Origin of the sequence: Streptomyces sp. LN549 (assembly GCF_043203805.1) — a bacterium.
GTDB lineage: Bacteria > Actinomycetota > Actinomycetes > Streptomycetales > Streptomycetaceae > Streptomyces.
Genome location: NZ_JAZHRI010000002.1, coordinates 1,466,029 through 1,485,155 on the forward strand (window position 1 = coordinate 1,466,029; position 19,127 = coordinate 1,485,155).

14 protein-coding genes and 1 tRNA gene are annotated in these 19,127 nt (G+C 71.0%); 5 read left to right on the forward strand and 10 right to left on the reverse strand.

All coding sequences use genetic code 11. The annotated features are described in order from the left end of the window. Positions 1 to 75 precede the first annotated feature (75 nt). Together SH922_RS06500 and pgsA are read right to left on the reverse strand one after the other, a co-directional pair. Positions 76 to 1,005: a phosphatidylinositol mannoside acyltransferase gene (locus SH922_RS06500; RefSeq protein WP_393055736.1), complete on the reverse strand. Its 930-nt coding sequence runs from the start codon at positions 1,003 to 1,005 to the stop codon at positions 76 to 78. Continuing rightward, the gene (gene pgsA, locus SH922_RS06505; RefSeq protein WP_326735128.1) at positions 1,002 to 1,682 is read right to left on the reverse strand and encodes a phosphatidylinositol phosphate synthase; all 681 of its coding nucleotides are present in this window, start codon (positions 1,680 to 1,682) and stop codon (positions 1,002 to 1,004) included. Before pgsA ends, SH922_RS06500 begins: the two co-directional genes overlap by 4 nt. Before the next feature lie 436 nt (positions 1,683 to 2,118). On the opposite strand from pgsA, the gene SH922_RS06510 reads away from it, so the two are divergent. Together SH922_RS06510 and SH922_RS06515 are read left to right on the forward strand one after the other, a co-directional pair. After that, the gene (locus SH922_RS06510; protein ID WP_393055741.1) at positions 2,119 to 4,344 is read left to right on the forward strand and encodes an elongation factor G-like protein EF-G2; all 2,226 of its coding nucleotides are present in this window, start codon (positions 2,119 to 2,121) and stop codon (positions 4,342 to 4,344) included. Between the two features lie 147 nt (positions 4,345 to 4,491). Continuing rightward, positions 4,492 to 6,162: a hypothetical protein gene (locus SH922_RS06515; protein ID WP_393055744.1), complete on the forward strand. Its 1,671-nt coding sequence runs from the start codon at positions 4,492 to 4,494 to the stop codon at positions 6,160 to 6,162. A 116-nt stretch (positions 6,163 to 6,278) separates the two neighbouring features. Here the strand turns inward: SH922_RS06515 and SH922_RS06520 are convergent, their stop codons facing one another. Continuing rightward, complete coding sequence (locus SH922_RS06520; RefSeq protein WP_359084245.1) at positions 6,279 to 6,842, reverse strand: HIT domain-containing protein; 564 nt, start codon at positions 6,840 to 6,842, stop codon at positions 6,279 to 6,281. A 66-nt stretch (positions 6,843 to 6,908) separates the two neighbouring features. Here SH922_RS06520 and SH922_RS06525 point away from each other — a divergent pair, with 66 nt between their 5' ends. Then, positions 6,909 to 7,586, forward strand: coding sequence for a potassium channel family protein (locus tag SH922_RS06525; protein WP_393055748.1), 678 nt, complete (start codon positions 6,909 to 6,911; stop codon positions 7,584 to 7,586). 28 nt (positions 7,587 to 7,614) lie between these two features. On the opposite strand, the gene thrS is transcribed toward SH922_RS06525, so the two are convergent. From thrS to SH922_RS06540, 3 genes are all read right to left on the reverse strand, one after another. Beyond that, on the reverse strand, positions 7,615 to 9,591 hold the full coding sequence (thrS, locus tag SH922_RS06530) for a threonine--tRNA ligase (protein WP_393055751.1): 1,977 nt from the start codon (positions 9,589 to 9,591) through the stop codon (positions 7,615 to 7,617). Positions 9,592 to 9,696: 105 nt separating this feature from the next. Next, entirely contained in the window at positions 9,697 to 10,950 is a 1,254-nt protein-coding gene (locus SH922_RS06535) for a hypothetical protein (RefSeq protein ID WP_393055754.1), read from the reverse strand. Further along, complete coding sequence (locus SH922_RS06540; RefSeq protein ID WP_393055757.1) at positions 10,950 to 11,516, reverse strand: DUF4365 domain-containing protein; 567 nt, start codon at positions 11,514 to 11,516, stop codon at positions 10,950 to 10,952. Before SH922_RS06540 ends, SH922_RS06535 begins: the two co-directional genes overlap by 1 nt. Before the next feature lie 191 nt (positions 11,517 to 11,707). On the opposite strand from SH922_RS06540, the gene SH922_RS06545 reads away from it, so the two are divergent. Beyond that, positions 11,708 to 12,433 (forward strand): 3'-5' exonuclease, encoded by a 726-nt coding sequence (locus SH922_RS06545; RefSeq protein WP_393055760.1) that lies wholly within the window; start codon positions 11,708 to 11,710, stop codon positions 12,431 to 12,433. 77 nt (positions 12,434 to 12,510) lie between these two features. Here the strand turns inward: SH922_RS06545 and SH922_RS06550 are convergent. Both SH922_RS06550 and SH922_RS06555 read right to left on the reverse strand, forming a co-directional pair. After that, positions 12,511 to 12,582, reverse strand: a tRNA-Val gene (locus tag SH922_RS06550). Positions 12,583 to 12,621: 39 nt separating this feature from the next. Beyond that, complete coding sequence (locus tag SH922_RS06555) at positions 12,622 to 13,068, reverse strand: SRPBCC family protein (RefSeq protein ID WP_393055763.1); 447 nt, start codon at positions 13,066 to 13,068, stop codon at positions 12,622 to 12,624. A gap of 83 nt (positions 13,069 to 13,151) precedes the next feature. Here SH922_RS06555 and SH922_RS06560 point away from each other — a divergent pair, with 83 nt between their 5' ends. After that, complete coding sequence (locus SH922_RS06560; RefSeq protein WP_393055766.1) at positions 13,152 to 15,671, forward strand: SCO7613 C-terminal domain-containing membrane protein; 2,520 nt, start codon at positions 13,152 to 13,154, stop codon at positions 15,669 to 15,671. Positions 15,672 to 15,707: 36 nt separating this feature from the next. Here SH922_RS06560 and SH922_RS06565 read toward each other — a convergent pair whose 3' ends face one another. Both SH922_RS06565 and SH922_RS06570 read right to left on the reverse strand, forming a co-directional pair. Next, on the reverse strand, positions 15,708 to 18,452 hold the full coding sequence (locus tag SH922_RS06565; RefSeq protein ID WP_393055769.1) for a Tat pathway signal sequence domain protein: 2,745 nt from the start codon (positions 18,450 to 18,452) through the stop codon (positions 15,708 to 15,710). Between the two features lie 91 nt (positions 18,453 to 18,543). After that, positions 18,544 to 19,125, reverse strand: coding sequence for a hypothetical protein (locus SH922_RS06570; protein WP_393055773.1), 582 nt, complete (start codon positions 19,123 to 19,125; stop codon positions 18,544 to 18,546). Positions 19,126 to 19,127: the final 2 nt, after the last annotated feature.

The window sequence follows — 19,127 nt, forward strand, 5'->3', positions numbered from 1 at the left end:
TGGTCGTGCGAAGCCGAGACCTCGGGGAAGTGCGTGCCGGACCCCGCGAGCCCGGCATGACCCAACCGAAAGGCCCTAGTCTCCGCGGGGTTCGAGGTCGGCGAGCCAGAGCCGTTGCAGCATGTGCCAGTCCTCCGGGTGCTCGGCAATGCCCAGGGCGAACGCGTCGGCCAGGGCCTGTGTCATCGCGGACGTCTTCTCGGCACGGTCACCTGAGCCGGGTACCTCCACGGGCGGATGGATCCGCGCCTTCATCACCGGCGTGTCGTCGTAGGAGAGGGTGACCGGCAGCAGCAGCGCACCGGTCTGCTGGGCCAGGAGCGCCGGCCCTGCGGGCATCCGGGCGGTGTCGCCGAAGAACGTCACCTCGACACCTGAGGCCGACAGGTCGCGGTCGGCGACCAGGCAGACCAGACCGCCCTCGCGCAGCCGGCGTGCCAGCGTCCCGAACGCGGTCCCGCCGTTGTGCGCGAGAACCTCCATGCCCAGGCCCTCGCGGTACGCCACGAACCGGTCGTACAGCGACTCGGGCTTGAGCCGCTCGGCAACCGTGGTGAACGGAACCTTCAGGTCCGTGGTGACCCACGCCCCCGCCAGGTCCCAGTTCCCCAGGTGCGGCAGCGCGAGGAGGACCCCGCGCCCCGCGTCGAGTCCCTCGGTCAGCCGGTGCGCGTCCGTCACGTCGATGGACGCCTTGATCCGCTCCGGGGTCCACGTGGGCAGCCGGAACGACTCCATCCAGTAGCGCATGTACGAACGCATCCCGGCCTTGGACAGCGCCGCGAGCCGGGCCGGACTCGCGTCCGGCACGACACGAGCCAGATTCGACTCCAGCCGCAGCACGCTCTTGCCGCGCCGCTTCCACACCTGGTCGGCGATGGTGCGGAACATCGCCTGCGCGGCAGGCTCGGGAAGCTTCTTGACCGCGGCCCAGCCGAGCCCGTACAACCCGTCGCTCAGCCGTTCCTTCGGGCCGGGCTTCGCTTCCCCCGGCGCGCCGCTCACTGCGCCGCCTCGCTCCCCCGGTCGGCCGCAGCCGACACCGCGGCGGCCGCATCGGCCTCGGCGGATTCACGGCGCACGGTCACGACGCGCTGCACCAGCGTCACCAGGCTGCCCACGGCGACGATCCACAGCGCGATCGGCAGCAGGATGTCGATCCCCGGCACACCGAACTTGTGGAGACCGGCCAGACCGGCCGCCACCAGCGAGATCACCAGGCGTTCGGCACGCTCAACGAGCCCGTTGACCGCCACCGGCAGACCGATCGACTCACCGCGCGCCTTGGTGTACGAGACCACCTGGCCGCTCGCGAGACAGAAGATCGCGACAGCGCACAGGATGTTGTCGTCGCCGCTGCCCGCGTACCAGAGTGCGAAGCCGGCGAAGATCGCCCCGTCGGCGACCCGGTCGAGCGTCGAGTCGAGGAACGCGCCCCAGCGGCTGGAGATGCCCGCCTGTCGCGCCATGTTGCCGTCGACGAGGTCGGAGAAGACGAAGATCGTGATGACGATCGTGCCCCAGAAGAACTCCCCCATCGGGAAGAAGACCAGCGCACCTGCCATCACTCCGGCCGTGCCGATCAGAGTGACCGCGTCAGGACTCACGCCCAGACGGAGCAACAGTGCGGCGAACGGCGTGAGGACACGCGTAAAGAATGCACGCGCGTACTTGTTCAGCATGGCCTTCCCGAGGGGTCGGTGGGCCGCATGGCCCCATCGGCCACCGGCTGGAGGGTGCTGAAGGTCCTGGCCGGATCAGGGAGCAGCGTCCGGTGCGTGCGACTGCAAGGCGCCGGAGCGTCCCCGCGGCTCCGCCATGGGGACGTTTCGGCAACGCCACAGACGTGCGTCCCGGGCGCCGCGAGCCCGGCCAGGCCCTTCAGCACCCTCCTGGCCCATCGTAGTCACGCCCGCCGCACTCCACCGTCCGGGCACCCTGGGGGGTGTCGTGCGACGGCGTACGGCGTATGGACGCGACCCGGACGGAGTGGAAAGCTCGGAACTACCGCGGGCGTCGTCGTAGCCGCCGCGGCGGCTCCTCCGTGCCCGTGCAACCGCTCCCCATCCCCGCGCCGGCGGGCCCCCTGCCGGCGCCACCACCCGGGAGGCACGCGCCATGGGCGACAAGGCACACACGCACACCGGAGCCGCCGGAAGAGCAGCGACGGCCGACCACCCCTCCGCCATCCGGAACGTGGTGCTGGTCGGCCACAGCGGCTCCGGCAAGACCACCCTCGTCGAGGCCATGGCACAGACCGCGGGCGCGGTCAACCGGGCAGGCCGGGTCGAGGACGGCACCACGGTCTCCGACCACGACGGGATCGAGCAGCGCCGACAGCGCTCCGTATCGCTCTCCCTCGTCCCCGTCGAATGGGACGGAGTCAAGATCAACCTGCTGGACAGCCCCGGCTACGCCGACTTCGTCGGGGAACTCAGGGCCGGTCTGCGCGCGGCGGACGCGGCCCTCTTCGTCGTCTCGGCCGCCCAGGAGGCCGGCGCCGTCGCCGGCACCACCCGCGCCGTCTGGGAGGAGTGCGCGGCGGTCGGCATGCCGCGCGCCATCGTCGTCACCCACCTGGACACGGCGCGCACCTCCTTCGACGCGATGACCCGGATCTGCGGCGAGATCTTCGGCGGCGACGACCCCGACGCCGTGCTCCCGCTCTACCTGCCGGTGCACGGCCCAGAGGCCGCGGACGGACACGCCCCGCTGACCGGACTCACGGGACTGCTCACCCAGCAGATCTTCGACTACTCCGGCGGCGAACGGAGGGAACATCCTCCCGCCGAGTCCGAGCAGACGCCGCTGGCCGACGCGCGCAACCGGCTGATCGAAGGGATCATCGCCGAGAGCGAGGACGAGACGCTGATGGACCGCTACCTCGGCGGCGCGGCCATCGACATCAGGACACTCGTCGACGACCTCGAACGCGCCGTCGCACGCGGCACCTTCCACCCCGTCCTCACAGCCGCCCCCGCCACCGGCGGTGCCCGCCAGGGCATCGGCACCGTCGAACTCCTCGACCTGATCACCGGCGGCTTCCCCACCCCGCTCGAACGCCCCCTGCCGGCCGTCACCACCCTGCACGGCGCCTCGCTCCCCGCCCTGGACTGCGACCCGCAGGGCCCCCTGGCCGCCGAAGTCGTCAAGACGGCCTCCGACCCCTACGTCGGCCGGCTCTCGCTCGTCCGCGTCTTCTCCGGCACCCTGCGCCCCGACGACACGGTGCACATTTCCGGCCATGGACTCGACGACCCCGGACACGAGACCCGGCCCCTCCACGAGGCCGAGATCCGCGTCGGAGCCCTCTCCTCCCCCTTCGGCAAGCAACAGCGGCCCCTCACCGCCTGTATCGCCGGCGATCTCGCCTGCGTCGCCCGGCTGGACACCGCCGAGACCGGCGACACCCTGTCCGCCCCGGACCACCCCCTGCTGATGGAACCGTGGACCATGCCCGACCCTCTGCTGCCCCTCGCCATCGAGGCACACAGCAAGGCCGACGAGGACAAGCTCTCCCAGGGGCTGGCACGCCTCGTCGCCGAGGACCCGACCATGCGCCTGGAACAGAACCAGGACACCCACCAGGTGGTTCTGTGGTGCCTCGGGGAAGCTCACCTGGACGTGGCACTGGACCGGCTGCGCACCCGTTACGGCGTACAGGTCGACGCCGTCCCCCACCGCGTCGCGCTGCGCGAGACGTTCGCCGGGCCGTCCACCGGACGAGGCCGCCACGTCAAACAGTCCGGCGGCCACGGGCAGTACGCCATCTGCGAGATCGACGTCGAGCCGCTGCCGCCGGGCTCGGGCATCGAATTCGTCGACAAGGTCGTCGGCGGATCGGTGCCCCGCCAGTTCGTCCCGTCCGTCGAGAAGGGCATCCGTGCCCAGGCCGCCCGCGGCGTCGCCACCGGACATCCGCTGGTCGACGTGCGCGTGACCTTGCGGGACGGCAAGTCCCACTCCGTGGACTCCTCCGACGCCGCGTTCCAGACCGCCGGCGCCCTGGCCCTGCGCGAGGCCGCAGCCGACGCCCGCATCCAGCTCCTGGAACCCGTCGCCGAGGTCCGCGTCCTGGTCCCCGACGACTACGTCGGCCCCGTCATGAGCGACCTCTCCGGCCGCCGCGGCCGGGTGACAGGCACCGTGCAGTCCGGCGCCGGACGCACCCTTGTGCGGGCCGAGGTACCGGAACTGGAGATCGGCCGCTACGCGGTCGACCTGCGCTCCCTGTCCCACGGAACCGGCAGGTTCGACCGCAGCTACACCCGCCACGAGGCCATGCCCCCACAGCTCGCCGATCGCCTGCACGAACAGCGGGAGAACGGAACGAAAGGCGCATAACGACCTCTTCCGCGCAGCGTTGTCCACAGGGCCGGACGGCGTACCGATCCGGACGATACGCTGTGCTCCCAGCTCAGAAAGTGTGCCGGGCCCGGCAGTTGGGAAACAGCCGCAGGAGCGGTTCCTCGGCGGCGAGTGGGGGCGACAGTGGCCAGCAACGGATTCGATTTCTCTCCCGGAGCGCAGATTCCGCTCCAGGGGGCGGCAGGTGCGGCGGTGGCGACCAACGCCCTCGCCTCTGCCGCGTACCGCGACAGCCCGGTGGAGGAAATCCTCAAAGCCAACAGCGAGTGGCACAAGTCCGAAGTGAAGGAAGGGCGTTCCAAGCTCTTCAAGTCCGTCTACTTCAAACCCAACCTCGGCGAGGCCTTCTCCCGCGCCGTCCAGGAACGCACCCTGGGCGGCGCCCGGAAGGCCCTCATCCAGTCCTTCGGCAGCGATCCCCAGACGGTCGTCGAGCACTGCCTGTCAGCGACCCGGCTCCGCAAGGCCCGCGACACCAAACTCACCGCCGTGACAGTCCTGTTCGGCTTCGCCTTCCTGCCCGGGATGCTGCTGTGGGTCATCGCGTTCCGCCTGCGCGACGGACTCGCCAACACCAAGGACAAGGGCCTCGCCGCCATCGGCAACGCCCTGCTGCCCATCATCGGCATCGCCGCCCTGTTCCTCCTGATCAAGATGCCCCTCACCGGGCTCCTGGGGCTGTATCTGCGAGCGATGATCGTGGCCCCCGTCATCGGCTGGCTGATCGCCAAACGGATCGCCGAGGCCTCCGCCCAGGACATGCGCGCCCGCTGGGAGGGACTGCTCTCCGGCGGCGGCGTCATCGCCAAGATCCCCGAAGCAGTACCGAAGAACCCCAACGAGACGGCCCGCGAGGCGCTGCGCCAGGGCCTGGAGAAGCTCTCCGCCGAGCAGCAGTCCAACTCCGTCTTCTACGCCGGCCCCAAGGGCATCCTCGGCATGGGCACCCGCTGGGGCAGCTGGCAGCTCGCCGAGGATCTCGTCGCCAAGGACCCCGGCAAGGAGTTCCACCAGTTCCGCAGCTGGGACCTGATACGCGTCATCCACGACCAGCTCAAGATGCTGGAGCGCGGCCCGCTGAACACCGGCGGTTTCCCCACGCCCTCGGTCACCCACTGGATCGTGTCGCCCGTCGGAGAGAACGCAGACGAGGTGTCCCGCCCCCAGGGCGAGGACGTCGCCACCTTCCAGGTCAAACCCCATGAGATACAGCGGATCTGCAACCACCAGCAGTTCGGCGGCGGCGACCGCCACTACCTGGGCGTCCAGTTCACCCTCTGGGACGGCCAGCTGGTCATCACCATGATGATCACCGTCACGGTGCTCTTCGAGACCCTGCGCATCGAGGTCACCGGACACGCGCTCGGCCCGGTCCACTCCCTGTTCACCAGCAAGCCCGCGGCCAAGAAGAAGACGGTCAACAAGACCGTCAGGTTCTGGGAGACCCGCGACATCACGCTGGCCCTGGTCGAGTCCAAGGAAGTCGTCCGCCTCGCCCTGCGCGCCCCCTTCACCTGGTACCCGCCGCTCCTCGACTACCTCGGCGGCAAGATCGCCCTGCCTGAACCCTTCGGGCTGCGGCACGCCTGGGCCGAGAAGCCGTGGCGCCACCGCTTCATGGCCGACGACGCGATGCGCGCCGCCACCCCCGTCCTGCGTGTCGTGCACAGCGCCGCCATGAAGGTCCTGGCGGAGAACGGCGTCGACACGGAGCGCTTCGACAACCGCTCGTCGATACTGAGCGGACTCGTCCAGGACCCCAGCCCACGCAAGGCCGACATCTACGACGCCTAGGGCCTTTCGTCTGAACCCCGCGAGCCCGGCATGATTCAAACGGGGCGCCCTAGGGCCAACGGCAAAGGGCGCCCCGGAGAACCGGGGCGCCCTGCACGAGGGAAGAAGGGCCGGGATCAGACGGTGCGCGGCCAGGCGTCGGCCAGCATCGCGCGCGTGTCGGCCAGCAGCTGCGGCAGCACCTTGGTGTGACCCACCACCGGCATGAAGTTGGTGTCACCACCCCAGCGGGGCACCAGATGCTGGTGCAGATGCGCGGCGATACCCGCACCGGCCACCGCACCCTGGTTCATCCCGATGTTGAAACCGTGCGCCCCCGACGCCGCCCGCAGCGCGGTCATCGCCCGCTTGGTGAAATCGGCGAGCTCCACCGTCTCAGGACCGTCCAGCTCGGTGTAGTCCGCGACATGCCGGTACGGCACCACCATCAGGTGCCCGCCGTTGTACGGATACAGATTCAGCACGGCGTAGACCTTCTCGCCGCGCGCGACGACGAGCCCGTCCTCATCCGACTTCGAGGGAATCTCGCAGAACGGACAGCCGTCGCCGGCCTCCGGGCCGGTCGGCTTGTTCTCGCCCTGGATGTACGCCATCCGGTGGGGCGTCCACAGGCGCTGGAACGCATCGGGCGTTCCCACTCCGATCTGCTGCTCCGGCTCACTCGTCATGCCGATCAGCATATTGCGTACCCCACGCGAAGCGTGTCGCCGGGGCCGATCCCGTCCACTCGGCGCGATGCTGGCCCGATGAGCGACCGCACCCCGGCCCGGCCCTCCCCCGCATTCACCCTCTGGGAGCAACGCACCGAGGTACCGCTCTTCGCCGCCTCGCTGCTCTTCCTGCTCGGCTACGCGGTCCGCGTCCTGGCCCCGGACGACGCCGAGCCGTGGCACGACCTCGCCCTCGCCCTGGTCGCCGCCACCTGGCTGCTCTTCCTCGTCGACTACGCCGTACGGATCCGGCTCAGCGGCCTGGGCCGCCGATTCGTCCGGGTCCGCTGGCTCGACACGATCGTGCTCATCCTGCCGCTGCTGCGCCCACTGCGGCTGGTCAAGGTCTACACAGCCATCCAGAAACGTCACGACGAACCGCGGCTGAGCCTGTATGCGCGGGTGATGTCGTACGCCGGCCTGACGGCCCTGCTGCTCGGCTTCTCGGCGTCCCTCGCGGTGTATCACCAGGAGCACGACGCACCGGGCGCCTCCATCCGGACCTTCGGCGACGCGGTCTGGTGGGCGTGCGCGACGCTCACGACGGTGGGGTACGGGGACGCCGTGCCGGTGACACCGTGGGGCCGGGTCGTCGCGGCGGGGCTGATGGCCTGCGGGCTGGCGCTGCTGGGGGCGGTGACAGGTTCGTTCTCGTCGTGGCTGATCCAGGTGTTCCGGCGGGAGGACGAGAAGGGGCCCCCGGTGAGCGGGTAGCTCACCGGGGGCCCCTTCCGGGCACGGATCAGACCTGGACGCGGTCCTCGACGGCCTTGGCGATCTTGGAGATGGCGTCCTCGACCGGGATGCCGTTCTCCTGCGAACCGTCGCGGTAGCGGAACGAGACGGCACCGTTGGCCATGTCCTCGTCGCCCGCGATGATCATGAAGGGCACCTTGGCCTTCTGCTGGTTGCGGATCTTCTTCTGCATCCGGTCCGACGACGCGTCCACGTCGACCCGCAGCCCCTGCTTGCGGGCCTTGGCGGCGAACTCCTGGAGGTACGGGATGTGCGCGTCGCCGATCGGGATGCCGACCGCCTGGACGGGCGCCAGCCACACCGGGAACGCGCCCGCGTAGTGCTCGAGGAGCACCGCGAAGAAGCGCTCGATGGATCCGAACAGGGCGCGGTGGATCATGACCGGGCGCTGCTTGGTGCCGTCGGGGCCGGTGTACTCCAGGTCGAAGCGCTCCGGCAGGTTGAAGTCGAGCTGCACGGTCGACATCTGCCAGGTACGGCCGATGGCGTCCTTGCACTGCACCGAGATCTTCGGGCCGTAGAACGCGGCGCCGCCCGGGTCCGGGACCAGCGGGAGGCCCTGCTTCTCGGCGACCAGACGCAGTGTCTCGGTGGCCTCCTCCCAGACCTCGTCCGAGCCGACGAACTTCTCCGGGTCCTTGGTGGACAGCTCGAGGTAGAAGTCGGTCAGACCGTAGTCGCGGAGGAGGTTCAGGACGAAGGTGAGCGTCCGGTCCAGCTCCTCCGCCATCTGCTCCTTGGTGCAGTAGATGTGTGCGTCGTCCTGCGTGAAGCCGCGCGAGCGGGTCAGGCCGTGCACGACGCCCGACTTCTCGTACCGGTACACCGTGCCGAACTCGAAGAGACGCAGCGGCAGTTCACGGTACGAGCGGCCGCGCGCGTCGAAGATCAGGTTGTGCATCGGGCAGTTCATCGGCTTGAGGTAGTAGTCCACCCCGTCGTCGAGCTGCATGGGCGGGTACATGCCGTCGGCGTACCAGTCCAGGTGGCCGGACTTCTCGAAGAGCTTGCCCTTGGTGGCGTGGGGGCTGTAGACGAACTCGTAGCCCTCCTCCTCGTGGCGGCGCCGCGAGTAGTCCTCCATGGCCCGGCGGATGATGCCGCCCTTGGGGTGGAAGACCGCGAGGCCGGGGCCGATCTCGTCCGGGAAGGAGAAGAGGTCCAGCTCGTTGCCGAGCTTGCGGTGGTCGCGCTTGGCGGCCTCCTCCAGGAACTCCAGGTGCGCCTTCAGCTCGTCCTTGGTCGGCCAGGCGGTCCCGTAGATGCGCTGGAGCATCGGGTTCTTCTCGCTGCCGCGCCAGTAGGCGGCGGCGTTGCGCATCAGCTTGAACGCGGGGATGAAGCGGGTGCTCGGCAGGTGGGGACCGCGGCAGAGGTCCTTCCAGCACAGGTCTCCGGTCTTCGCGTCGAGGTTGTCGTAGATGGTCAGCTCGCCGCCGCCCACCTCGACATCCGCTCCGTCGTCCGAGGAGGCGGAGCCCTTGATACCGATGAGCTCCAGCTTGTACGGCTCGTCGGCGAGCTCCTCGCGGGCCGCCTCGTCCGTCACGACCCGGCGGGAGAACTTCTGGCCCCGCTTCTGGATCTCCTGCATCTTCTTCTCGATGGCCTTGAGGTCCTCGGGCGTGAACGGCTTCTCGACGTCGAAGTCGTAGTAGAAGCCGTCCTTGACCGGCGGGCCGATGCCCAGCTTGGCCTCGGGGTGCAGCTCCTGCACGGCCTGCGCCATCACGTGCGCGGTGGAGTGCCGCAGGATGTTGAGGCCGTCCTCGGAGGAGATCAGCACGGGCTCGACGGTCTCGCCGTCGGCGAGCACGTACGCGAGGTCCTTCAGTTCACCGGCGATGCGGGCGGCGACGACGGTGCGCTCACCGGGGAAGAGCTCGGCTGCCGTAGTGCCCGTCGTCACCACGCGCTCTTCCCGCTCGGAATCGCGTTGGATGGTCACACGGACGTCTGACACCGGTCTCTCCTGACTGAGGGGGCGCACCCGCATTCCCATGGCGGACGCAATGGGAATCGTACCGAGCCGACGGCCCCCATAGCGAAATGGGCCGCCTCCGCCCCGCTACTCCCCCGTGCACGCCTCCTCGAAATAGTCGACGTTCTCCTGGAGCGACTTCATCAGCCGGTCCCGTTCCTCCTCGTCCACCTGTACCGGAACCACCTGCGAGGCCCTGGTCAGCCGCCGGAAACCGCCCCGGCTCTCCAGCCTGCCCTCCACCCGCACCGGCAGCCCCACCAGGTGCGCCTGGCCGGCGATCCGGTAGGCCTCCTCGTCGAGCTCCAGCCGTACGTGCGGCACCTCGGCGCCCGCCAGGACCCGCAGCCGTACGATTCCGGCCCCGCGCGGACCCGAGCGGCGCAGGCGGACGACGGCGCCCGTGATCCGTACCGCCACCGCGGGCTCCTCCCGGAGGTAGCGGGCGCCCGCCCGGCGCAGGGCCGGCAGGTCGCCCGGTGAGAACTCGACCGGTTCGGGGCGTGCCGGGCAGCCCTCGGGGGCTCCTGCGGCAGGCGCCCAGTCCAGTGCGATCCCGGCCCCCTCCGAGCCCCGGACGAGCGCGATGACCGCCTCGGTCAGTTCGCGGCTGACGCCCGCCTCGACGGCGGTGTCGAAGGCCTCCATGCCGCCGGTGGCCCGTTGGTAGTCGACGGCCTCCCGGGCGGCGTGCAGGGCGTGGTAGAGCCGTACGGCAAGGGGGCGGCCCGCCTCGACGGGGACGAACGCCGTGAGGTCGCGGCCGCCCGGTGCGGGGCCGATGAGGACGGAGCCGAGCGTCGCGAGGGCGCGCCGGCGGTGGCGGGCGCCGTGGTAGCCGGCCCGGCCCCGGACGGCGAGTGCGCCGGCCAGCAGGATCTGCCGGGCCGCGCCGTGCAACTGCTCCGACCCGGTCCAGCTGGCGGCGCCGGCGGCCGGTTCGGGCACGTCGCGCCACCAGCGGATCTCGTCACTGGGGACGGCGAGCGAGACCAGGACCTCGCGGGCGGAGGGTGCGGCGCTGCGGGCCAGGGCGGTCAGTGCCTCCCCCAGCAGGTCCTCGCTGTCGGGGAACGCGGTGGTGTCGGGCACGAGCAGGCTGGTGGAGCCGCCGGGCGGGCCGGGCGGGGTCCAGCGGCTGTAGCGGCCGGCCGCACCGCCGCGCCGCCGCCAGCCGTGCCGGGCGAGCAGGACGCCGAGGACCGCGGGGTCGACGCGGGCAGGATCGGGGAGGCCGCCGGCCGGTGAACCGGTGGGCCAGGGCCCCGCCTGTTCACCGGGGTGGGGACGGACGGCTGACGGGAACACTTCGTTGACGGACTCGTCCATCGGCCGGTGCATCAGGGTCTCCCTCCCGCCCCGACACGGGTCATGATCTCGCAGAGCGCTCGGTCGTCGAAGATGCGCGAGGTCGGGATCCGCACGGTGGTCCGGTGCCGGCCGGTCACGGCGTGACCGGCCAGGTTGGTCCAGTAACAGCAGTGCCGCAGGTCGAGGCGGTCGTGTCCGGCCCGCAGCCAGTCGTCCTGGCTGCGGGGCACGAGCATCACGACGAGGATCTTGTGCACGGACACGGGGGTCCGTGCGAGCTTCACGAGGTGGGCGTTGTCGAGCGTGAAGGCGAACGTCGGGCCGGGCGGACCGGCCGGTATCTGGTAGGTGCATTTCAGCTGGACCTTGATGGTCACCTCGTCGTCGACGACGTGGCCGGGGGCGCCGTGGCTGACGTGCCAGTCGATGCCGTTGTCGGGGAAGGGCTGCGACAGGGAGCACCCCGCCGCGGCCGCGACCGCGTGCAAGTAGCCCACCTGGAGGGTCTCCATGCAGGCGGTGGTGGCGAGTGCGCCGCGCAGCGGTTCGGTCCGCTGGGGCAGCAGCCCACTCGGGTCGGGCTGCGCGAGCGCCATGGCTCCGTATGCCTTCCGGGCTGTGCCGATGAGCAGGTCGGACGCGGCGGTGTGTCAACTTCCAGCCCCGTCACCTGTGTTGTCACCGCACAGGACCGCCCTCAAACGGCGTATCAGGCAAAGGGTGCGGGTATCACCGAACCGGGCAGAGGAATCACACCATCTGCCGCTCGGGCGCGAGGAGTTCGGGGATGACTCATTGGTACGAGGGGCCGCTGGCCGCTTTCGACACAGAGACGACGGGAGTGGACGTCGAGCAGGACCGGATCGTTTCGGCCGCGCTCGTCGTCCAGGACAGTGCCGGCGGGCGGCCGCGTGTCACCCGCTGGCTGGTGAATCCGGGAATTCCGGTGCCCGTGGGGGCGACGGAGATCCATGGCCTGACCGATGACCACCTGCAGCGCAACGGGCGATGGCCCGCGCCGGTGGTCGAGGAGATAGCCAGGGCGCTGGCCGAGCAGAGTGCGGCGGGCCGGCCGCTGGTCGTGATGAACGCGCCGTTCGATCTGACGCTGCTGGACCGGGAGCTGAGGCGGCACCGGGCGTCGTCACTCGCCGGCTATCTGGAGAACACCTCGCTGTGCGTGCTGGATCCGCGGGTGATCGACAAGCATCTGGACCGCTACCGCAAGGGCCGGCGCACGCTCACGGATCTCTGCGAGCTGTACGGGGTGATGCTGGACGGGGCGCATGACGCGGCAGCCGATGCGGCTGCGTCGCTGGAGCTGGTCCGGGCGGTGGGGCGGCGGTTCTCCACCCGTCTGGAGCGGCTGTCACCGGCGGAGCTGCACACGCTCCAGGCGGTGTGGCACGCCGCCCAGGCGCGTGGCCTCCAGGCCTGGTTCGCCAGGAGCGGCACGCCGGAGACGGTGGATCCGGCCTGGCCACTGCGTCCGGAGCTGCGCGCCGCTGCGTGAGCGGAGTGCGGGTGTTCACGTCCGGACACGCAGAGGCCGGTCCGTCGGTGTCGCTGACGGACCGGCCTCTCCCGGGGTGGGCGATACTGGGTTCGAACCAGTGACCTCTTCGGTGTGAACGAAGCGCTCTCCCACTGAGCTAATCGCCCGGGAACGGGTTGAACCATACAGGGCTCGGCGGGTGTGGTTCAAACCGCTTCCAGCCGAGCCGCGAGACCGCGTCGTCCGGCCCGCATCATCAGGGTGTGATTGGCCCGGAACACGGCCCGTCCCGGCACCGCGAGGACCCGCATCAGCGCGCGGCGCACCACCACCTCCTGTTCGTACGTGGCACGGCTCCCGGCACCGTGCGGCACGACGGTCCAGCGCGCCCAGCCTTCGAGGTCGCCGGTGAGCGTCACTTCGAGGACGCCGCCGGGCACGTCGCGGCGGTTCGCGTGCATGGTCATGACGAGGTCGTACGGGAGGAGGGAGCGGATCCGGGCGGTTCCGGAGGCGTCGTCGACGGGGGTGACCTCGCGGACCTGGGGCCACCACTGCGGGTAGTGCTCGACGCGTTCGAGATGTGCGTAGACGGTGCCGGGCGGGGCGGGAAGGTCCCAGACACTGACAAATCGGTAGTGGCTCCAGTTCATGTCTCCAGGATGCGCATACTCAGCCGGGGATCTGAGTACCCGTGCGCATGCCCGGTAGCGTGGCCGGCACCACACTCGCCTCCATGGAACATGTGCCGCCACCCGCCGAGGAACTGGTCATCCTCGACCGCGAGCTCGCCCGGCTCGATCTCCGCCGGTCCCAGCTGCTGACCCGTCGTACCTGGCTGCTGAGCGTGCTGCAGGCGCCCGGTCCTGGGCCGGCCGCGCCGCAGTACCCGCCACCTCACACCCCTGCCGGGGCTCGGGCCGGGGCTCCGGCCTCCTTCGCGCCGCCGTTCGCGCCGTCTGTTCCCCCGGTCCGTACCCGTAGCGCGCAGAATGTGCTGCTCATCCTCGGCGGACTGCTGCTGACGATCGCCGCGATCGCTTTCACCCTGGTCAGCTGGGGTCAGATGGGGATCGGCGGCCGCTCGGCGGTCCTGACCGCGGTCACGGTGGCGGCTCTGGCCGCGCCCGCGATGCTCCTGCGGCGGGGCCTGTCCTCGACGGCGGAGGCGATCGGGGCGCTGGCGTCGGTGCTGATGGTGCTGGATGCCTACGCCCTGCACGGGGTCGCGGTCCCGGAGGCCGGCGCGCTCGGGTACGCGGCGGCCGCCTCGGCCGTGCTGGCGGTGCTCTGGGCGGCCTACGGCCTGCTGCTGGACCGCCTGCGGCTGCCGCTGCCCCTGGCTGTGGTCGGCGCGCAGCTGCCGCTGGTGCTGTGGGCGTGGGCCGAGGAGGCGGACGCCCTGGTGTTCGCCGTCGCACTGCTGGCGACGGCGGCGCTGGACTGTGCGATCGCGCTGTGGTTCAAGGGAGTTGCGGTCCGGGTCACGGCCTGTGCCGGTCTCTGGGTCACCGGTGGTTCGGGGCTGCTGGTGGCTCTGGTGAAGTCGCTGTCGGCCGAGGGGCCGGCCGGTGCGGTGGTGCCGGGGGTGCTGCTTCTGGCCGGTGCGGTGATCGCTCTCGCGGGGGCCCGGCGGGCGCCGGTGGCTCTCGCCGGGGCCGCAGGTCTGGTGGCCGGACTGGCCGCTGTCGCCGCGGTGGGCGGCGTCCTGGCCGCTGGGGTGGCCGGTGGCTGGGCGGTTCCGGTGTATCTGGTGTGCGGCGGGCTGCTGTTGCTGGGCGTCCGGGCTCCGCTGGGGCGTCCGGCCGTGCGGGGGCTGGTGTGGGCGGCGGGCTCGGTGACGGCCGCGTCGGTGCTGTACTCGGCCACCCCGGTAGCGGTGGTGCTGGTGGGTCCGGTGGCTCAGCTGGGCCGGCTGTGGTCGGGGACGCCGGGCGGAGGGGTCCGGGGAGCTCTGGGGGCCACGGATCTGCCGTGGCAGCAGATGGCTGCGGCCCCGGTGGTGCTGCTGACGGTGGCTGCGGCGCTCGGGGCTGCGTACCGGTCGTGGGAGGGCGTGGTGCGGTGGGCAGGTCCGGCGCTGTCCCCCGGTCCCGTGTGCCGGACGGCCGCCGCGACGTGGGCGGTGGTGGTCGGCTGGGCGGGGCTGACGGTGCTGCCGCCCGCGCTGAACGTCTCGTACACGGCGGCTGTTTCGTTGCAGTCGATGCTCGTCGCGGTGGTCCTGACCCTCGCGTTGGGCGCGTTGCGCCGCGGGATGACGAGTGTGGCGGTGACCGCGTGGGTGTGCGCGTCGGTCGGTGCGGTGGGCGTGGCGTTGCTGTCGCTCGGTGCGGAGCCGGCCACCTACGCGGTGTTCGGGGCACTTTTGCTGATGTTCGCCGGCGCTGCGACGGCGTTGGACGCGCCTGAGGACCCGTCGCGTTCTGCGGTGTTCGGGACCGTGCAGGCGGTGGTGGCGTGTGCGGCGGTGGTCTGTGCCGCGGTGCTCGCCGTCGCGTTCGGTGCGTCGATGGGCCTCGCGGTGTACGAGGCCGCGCCCGTGCTGCTCGTCGTCCCCGCGGTGACGGCCGGGCTGGGTGCACGGCTGAAGGGGCACGCGGTGGCGCTGCCGCTCGAACTGACCGGCGGGGCGGTGGGCCTCGCCGCGGTGGTGGCGGCTCTGGGTGACCCGCCGTTCCTGGCCCTGGTGCTGGCCCTCTGCGGCGTACTGGCGGCGGGTACGGCGCTGCGCCCGGAGCGGCGGGAGGCGGCCGGGTACACGGCGACCGCGCTGTTCGTCCTGGCGTCCTGGGTGCGCCTGTCCGCGTCCGGGGTGTCGTCCCCGGAGGCGTACACGCTGCCGGTGACCGTGCCGGCGCTCGTGATCGGTGTGCTGCGCCGTCGTCGCGATCCCGCGGCGTCCTCGTGGACTGCGTACGGGGCGGGCCTGGCGGTGACGCTGGTACCGGCACTCTTCGCCGCCTGGGGCGACCCGCACTGGCTGCGGCCGCTGGTGCTGGGGGTGGCGGCGCTGGTGATCACTCTGCTGGGGGCGCGGTTGCGGCTCCAGGCGCTGCTGGTGCTGGGCGGCGTGGTGCTGGCGCTGGACGCGCTGCACGAGCTGGCGCCGTATGTGGTGCAGGTGGTGGGTGCGATGCCGCGCTGGGTGGCACCCGCGCTGGCCGGCGTACTGCTGCTGGCGGTGGGGGCGACGTACGAGAAGCGGCTGCGTGATGCCCGGCGGCTGCGGGAAGCCCTGGGCCGGATGCGGTGACGTACCGCATGCCGGCCCGGGGCGCCCTCACGGGCCTCAGGCCGGCATGCGGTCGCCGACCAGTGCGAGGTTCTCGATGGCGGCGAGTCCGTACAGCGCGGTGTCGTTGGTGTAGACCCAGTTGGCCTCGCTGCCCGGGACGGTGGTGACCGGGCCGCTCACCTTCTCGGTCTTCCAGGGGGCGGATTCCTTGTAGCCGTCACTGTTGTAGAACTTCTCCCAGGCACGGGCGGCGAGCTTCTCGTCGCCCGTCTGCACGGCGGCGTACGCGTCCATCCGGGAGTGGCCCTGGAAGAGGAGCAGGCTGCCGAAGTCGGAGCCGTAGCGGGCGGTCTGTTCGGCCTTGGTGGCGTTGAAGTACCGGCAGTAGTCGAGGTACGCCTCCTTGAACTTCGGCATGTCGACCAGGCCGATGAGTTCGGCGCACAGTTCGTTGAGCCCGAAGACGCCGGACAGGTGGGAGACGCTGACGACGGGTTCGGTCGCGACGGCGAACTTCCCGGTGTCCAGGTCGTAGAGGCCGCTGCCCTGGACGAATCCGTTGGGCTGGGCGGCGATGGTCTCCATGGTGCCGAGCACCCGGGCCCTGGCCTTCTCCGCCTGCGGTCCGCCGCGCTCCCATTCGGTGAGCCACGCGGAGACGAGTCCGCTCCAGTCGGTGCCGAAGCCGACGGACAGGGCGTGCCGGTCCGGGGTGTAGGGCTCGGTGCGGATCTTGCGGAGCGGGTCGAGGCCGAGGAAGGTCTCGTCGGAGTCGACGTTGGCGCGCATCAGGTCACCGACGCGTTCGTCCGCGGTGAGGAAGTAGTAGAAGCGCCGGTAGGTGGTGTTGGCGATGCGCTGCTGCTTGGCGCTGTCCGCGTAGTGCTGGACGCCGTGGCGGGTGCCGAGACCGGCCCAGTCGCCGAGGTGGTAGACGTCGACCTCGCCGGTGTGGCGGGTCATGGCCTCGGCGAAGCGGAAGATGTCGGCGCGTCCGGAGCGCAGGTAGGCGTACCAGAGCCAGAGGTCGGGCGAGAGTTCGGAGTTGTCCCAGGCATAGCCGCCGACGTCGTAGCGCCACTGGTGCCGGGCGGGGTCGTACGAGTGCATGATGTCGCCGTAGTCCCAGAAGCCGTACCAGCGGCGCATCTCGACCTGGTCCTTGTAGTACGTGAACAGGAAGTCCAGGTGGTCCTCGATCTTCGCCTTGGCGGGGGTGGAGCGGTCGACCGGGGAGAAGAGCCCGCCGAAGACTCCCGCCCCGGTGAGCTGGGCCGTCGGGGCCACGAGCTGCGGGAGGGTGCGCACGGTGCGGGTCTGCTGGGCGAGGGCCTCGGCGCTGGGGGTGGAGTCGTTGGCCCAGAAGACGAGTTCGCTGGTGCGGGCGATGCCGTACGGGGTGCCGAAGCCGGGCTCGTAGTCCTCGTAGGTGATGTTGAGGCCTTCGAGCTGTTCGGCATAGGTGTCCTGGCCCAGGCCGTCGTGGTAGAAGCGCAGGTCCATCGGTTCCGCTTCGGGTGACCAGAGCCAGAGGGTGACCTCGGCTGCGTCGGTGTCGGCGCCGCGGATGTCGAGCTGGGCGGGGAACTTCTCCCAGAAGTCGCGCAGCCCGAAGGAGAGTCCGCCGCTCGCGCCGCCCACGTATCCGAAGCCGGAGGCGCGCCGGCCGCCGCCGGCGGCGATCCATCCGTGGCCCTTCTTGGTGCGCTTGCGCAGTGAGAAGCCGTCGGCGGAGAGCTGGCTGAGTGTGTAGTCGCCCCAGGTGGGGATGAGCGGGAGACGGGTGGTGACGCGCTGGTCCCAGGTGGCCGGGTCGGGCAGCTTCGTGCCCTCGAACTGGGCGGCCTGGACGGCTGCTCCGGGGTCGCGGCGCAGTCCGGTGATGCCCTTGACGGCTTCGCGGAGCATGCCGCTCTCGTCGCCGCCGATGCGGATGTGGCGGTCGTAGGTCTCGTCGCGCATCGGGACGGTGAAGCGGACACCGAGGCCGCGGATGAAGTCTCCGCTCGCCTTGCCGGGTTCCTGGGTGCCGTCGAAGGTGACGGTGTGCATCATGCGGAACGATTCGGCGCCCGCGTAGAAGTAGAGCCGGACGGAGAACGGGAGCCAGGAGCGGTTGCCGTGGCGGTGCTTGCCGTCGATGCGGACGACGGCGCGGACGGGGCCGCTCTGCTCCACCTCGGTCTTGCTGATGGCGCTCTCGAAGCGTTCGTACTTCTCCTGCCCCTGGTCGCCGTCCTCGAGCTCGCCCTGGCGGATCAGGACGAGGCGGCCGTCCTTGGCGATCTCGGTGGAGCCTCGCGTGAGAGAGGTGACGAGCGAGGAGCCGGTCCTGCCGATCTTCGCGGTGATCACTCCGGTGGAGACGGTGATCGAGCCGCCGCTGCTCTTGACGGTGACCTTGTCGGCAGCAGTGGCGGGTTCACCGGTGGTGAGGGTGAACTTCTTGGCGCCGCCGGCCTCGGGTCCGACCGCGTGGGCGGTCCACTTCAGGGATCCGTCGGGCCATTTGGCGGTGGCCCAGGTCTGGACGGGGACGGCCTTGCCGTCGGCGGTCGCCAGGGCGAACTTCTGGTCGGCGGGGAAGCGGCCCTTGGCCCACGGGACACCGAAGGTGGAGCCGGGGGCGGCACCGAGGCCGTCCTCCTCCAGCCAGCCGATCTCGACGGGGCCTTCGGCGGCCTTCGCGGTGGCGGCGGTGGCCTGCTGGGCGGTGTCGCTCAGCACCCAGGAGAAGGGGGTGGCCGCGCCGGCGACGGCGGCGGCCTTGAGAACGGTGCGGCGGGGGATCGGGGACATCACGACTCCAGTTCGTGGCGAGAATGGGCATGACTGATCGCACGCTGACGCGTGGTGGGAAGTGGTCCGGTAGGTGGGTCCGGCCGCCGGGTCAGCGGCGGTCGGCGGCGACCGCGGCCGCGGCCAGACAGCCGAGCGCGGGCGCGGCCAGCGGCGGAATCTGCCAGGCGGCGAGAGCCAGGGCGACGAATCCGCCGACGAGCAGCAGTGATCCTGCCGGATCGGTGAAGGTCCGGCGCCCGGCGGCCCGCGCGGTCTGTGCCCAGGGGGTGCCGGGCCGCCAGGCGGCGGCCGTACGCAGCCCCCAGACGGCGACGGCCGGCAGACCGAGCAGGCTCACGGCGATGAGCGGACGGCCGCCCGGCAGCAGGCCGGACCGGGCGACCTGCCAGTCGAAGGCGAGCAGCGCGAGCGCCGCCCACCACAGCAGGGAGATCCGCCAGCCGCCGCGGAACGCCTCCCGTACATCGGCGGCGAACTCCCGTACCCCGCCCGCCTCACCGGCCAGATACCGGCGCAGGTGCCTGCTCCCCGCGGCGAAGGCCGCGGGGAACGTGACGAGCGGCAGGGCGGCGACGGTGATCCACACGCCGGTGAGCAGGCATTCGGAGAAGACGCTGAATCGCTCCCGGACGAAGGAGGTCCTGGGTACGGTTCCGGATTTCGTCGCCACGG

Excerpts from the sequence above, each read along its gene's own strand:
- pgsA (WP_326735128.1), bottom strand. The coding sequence starts at position 1,682 with ATGCTGAACAAGTACGCGCGTGCATTCTTTACGCGTGTCCTCACGCCG.
- SH922_RS06510 (WP_393055741.1), top strand. The coding sequence starts at position 2,119 with ATGGGCGACAAGGCACACACGCACACCGGAGCCGCCGGAAGAGCAGCG.
- SH922_RS06520 (WP_359084245.1), bottom strand. The coding sequence starts at position 6,842 with ATGCTGATCGGCATGACGAGTGAGCCGGAGCAGCAGATCGGAGTGGGA.
- SH922_RS06525 (WP_393055748.1), top strand. The coding sequence starts at position 6,909 with ATGAGCGACCGCACCCCGGCCCGGCCCTCCCCCGCATTCACCCTCTGG.
- SH922_RS06535 (WP_393055754.1), bottom strand. The coding sequence starts at position 10,950 with ATGCACCGGCCGATGGACGAGTCCGTCAACGAAGTGTTCCCGTCAGCC.
- SH922_RS06540 (WP_393055757.1), bottom strand. The coding sequence starts at position 11,516 with ATGGCGCTCGCGCAGCCCGACCCGAGTGGGCTGCTGCCCCAGCGGACC.
- SH922_RS06545 (WP_393055760.1), top strand. The coding sequence starts at position 11,708 with ATGACTCATTGGTACGAGGGGCCGCTGGCCGCTTTCGACACAGAGACG.
- SH922_RS06555 (WP_393055763.1), bottom strand. The coding sequence starts at position 13,068 with ATGAACTGGAGCCACTACCGATTTGTCAGTGTCTGGGACCTTCCCGCC.
- SH922_RS06560 (WP_393055766.1), top strand. The coding sequence starts at position 13,152 with ATGGAACATGTGCCGCCACCCGCCGAGGAACTGGTCATCCTCGACCGC.
- SH922_RS06565 (WP_393055769.1), bottom strand. The coding sequence starts at position 18,452 with ATGTCCCCGATCCCCCGCCGCACCGTTCTCAAGGCCGCCGCCGTCGCC.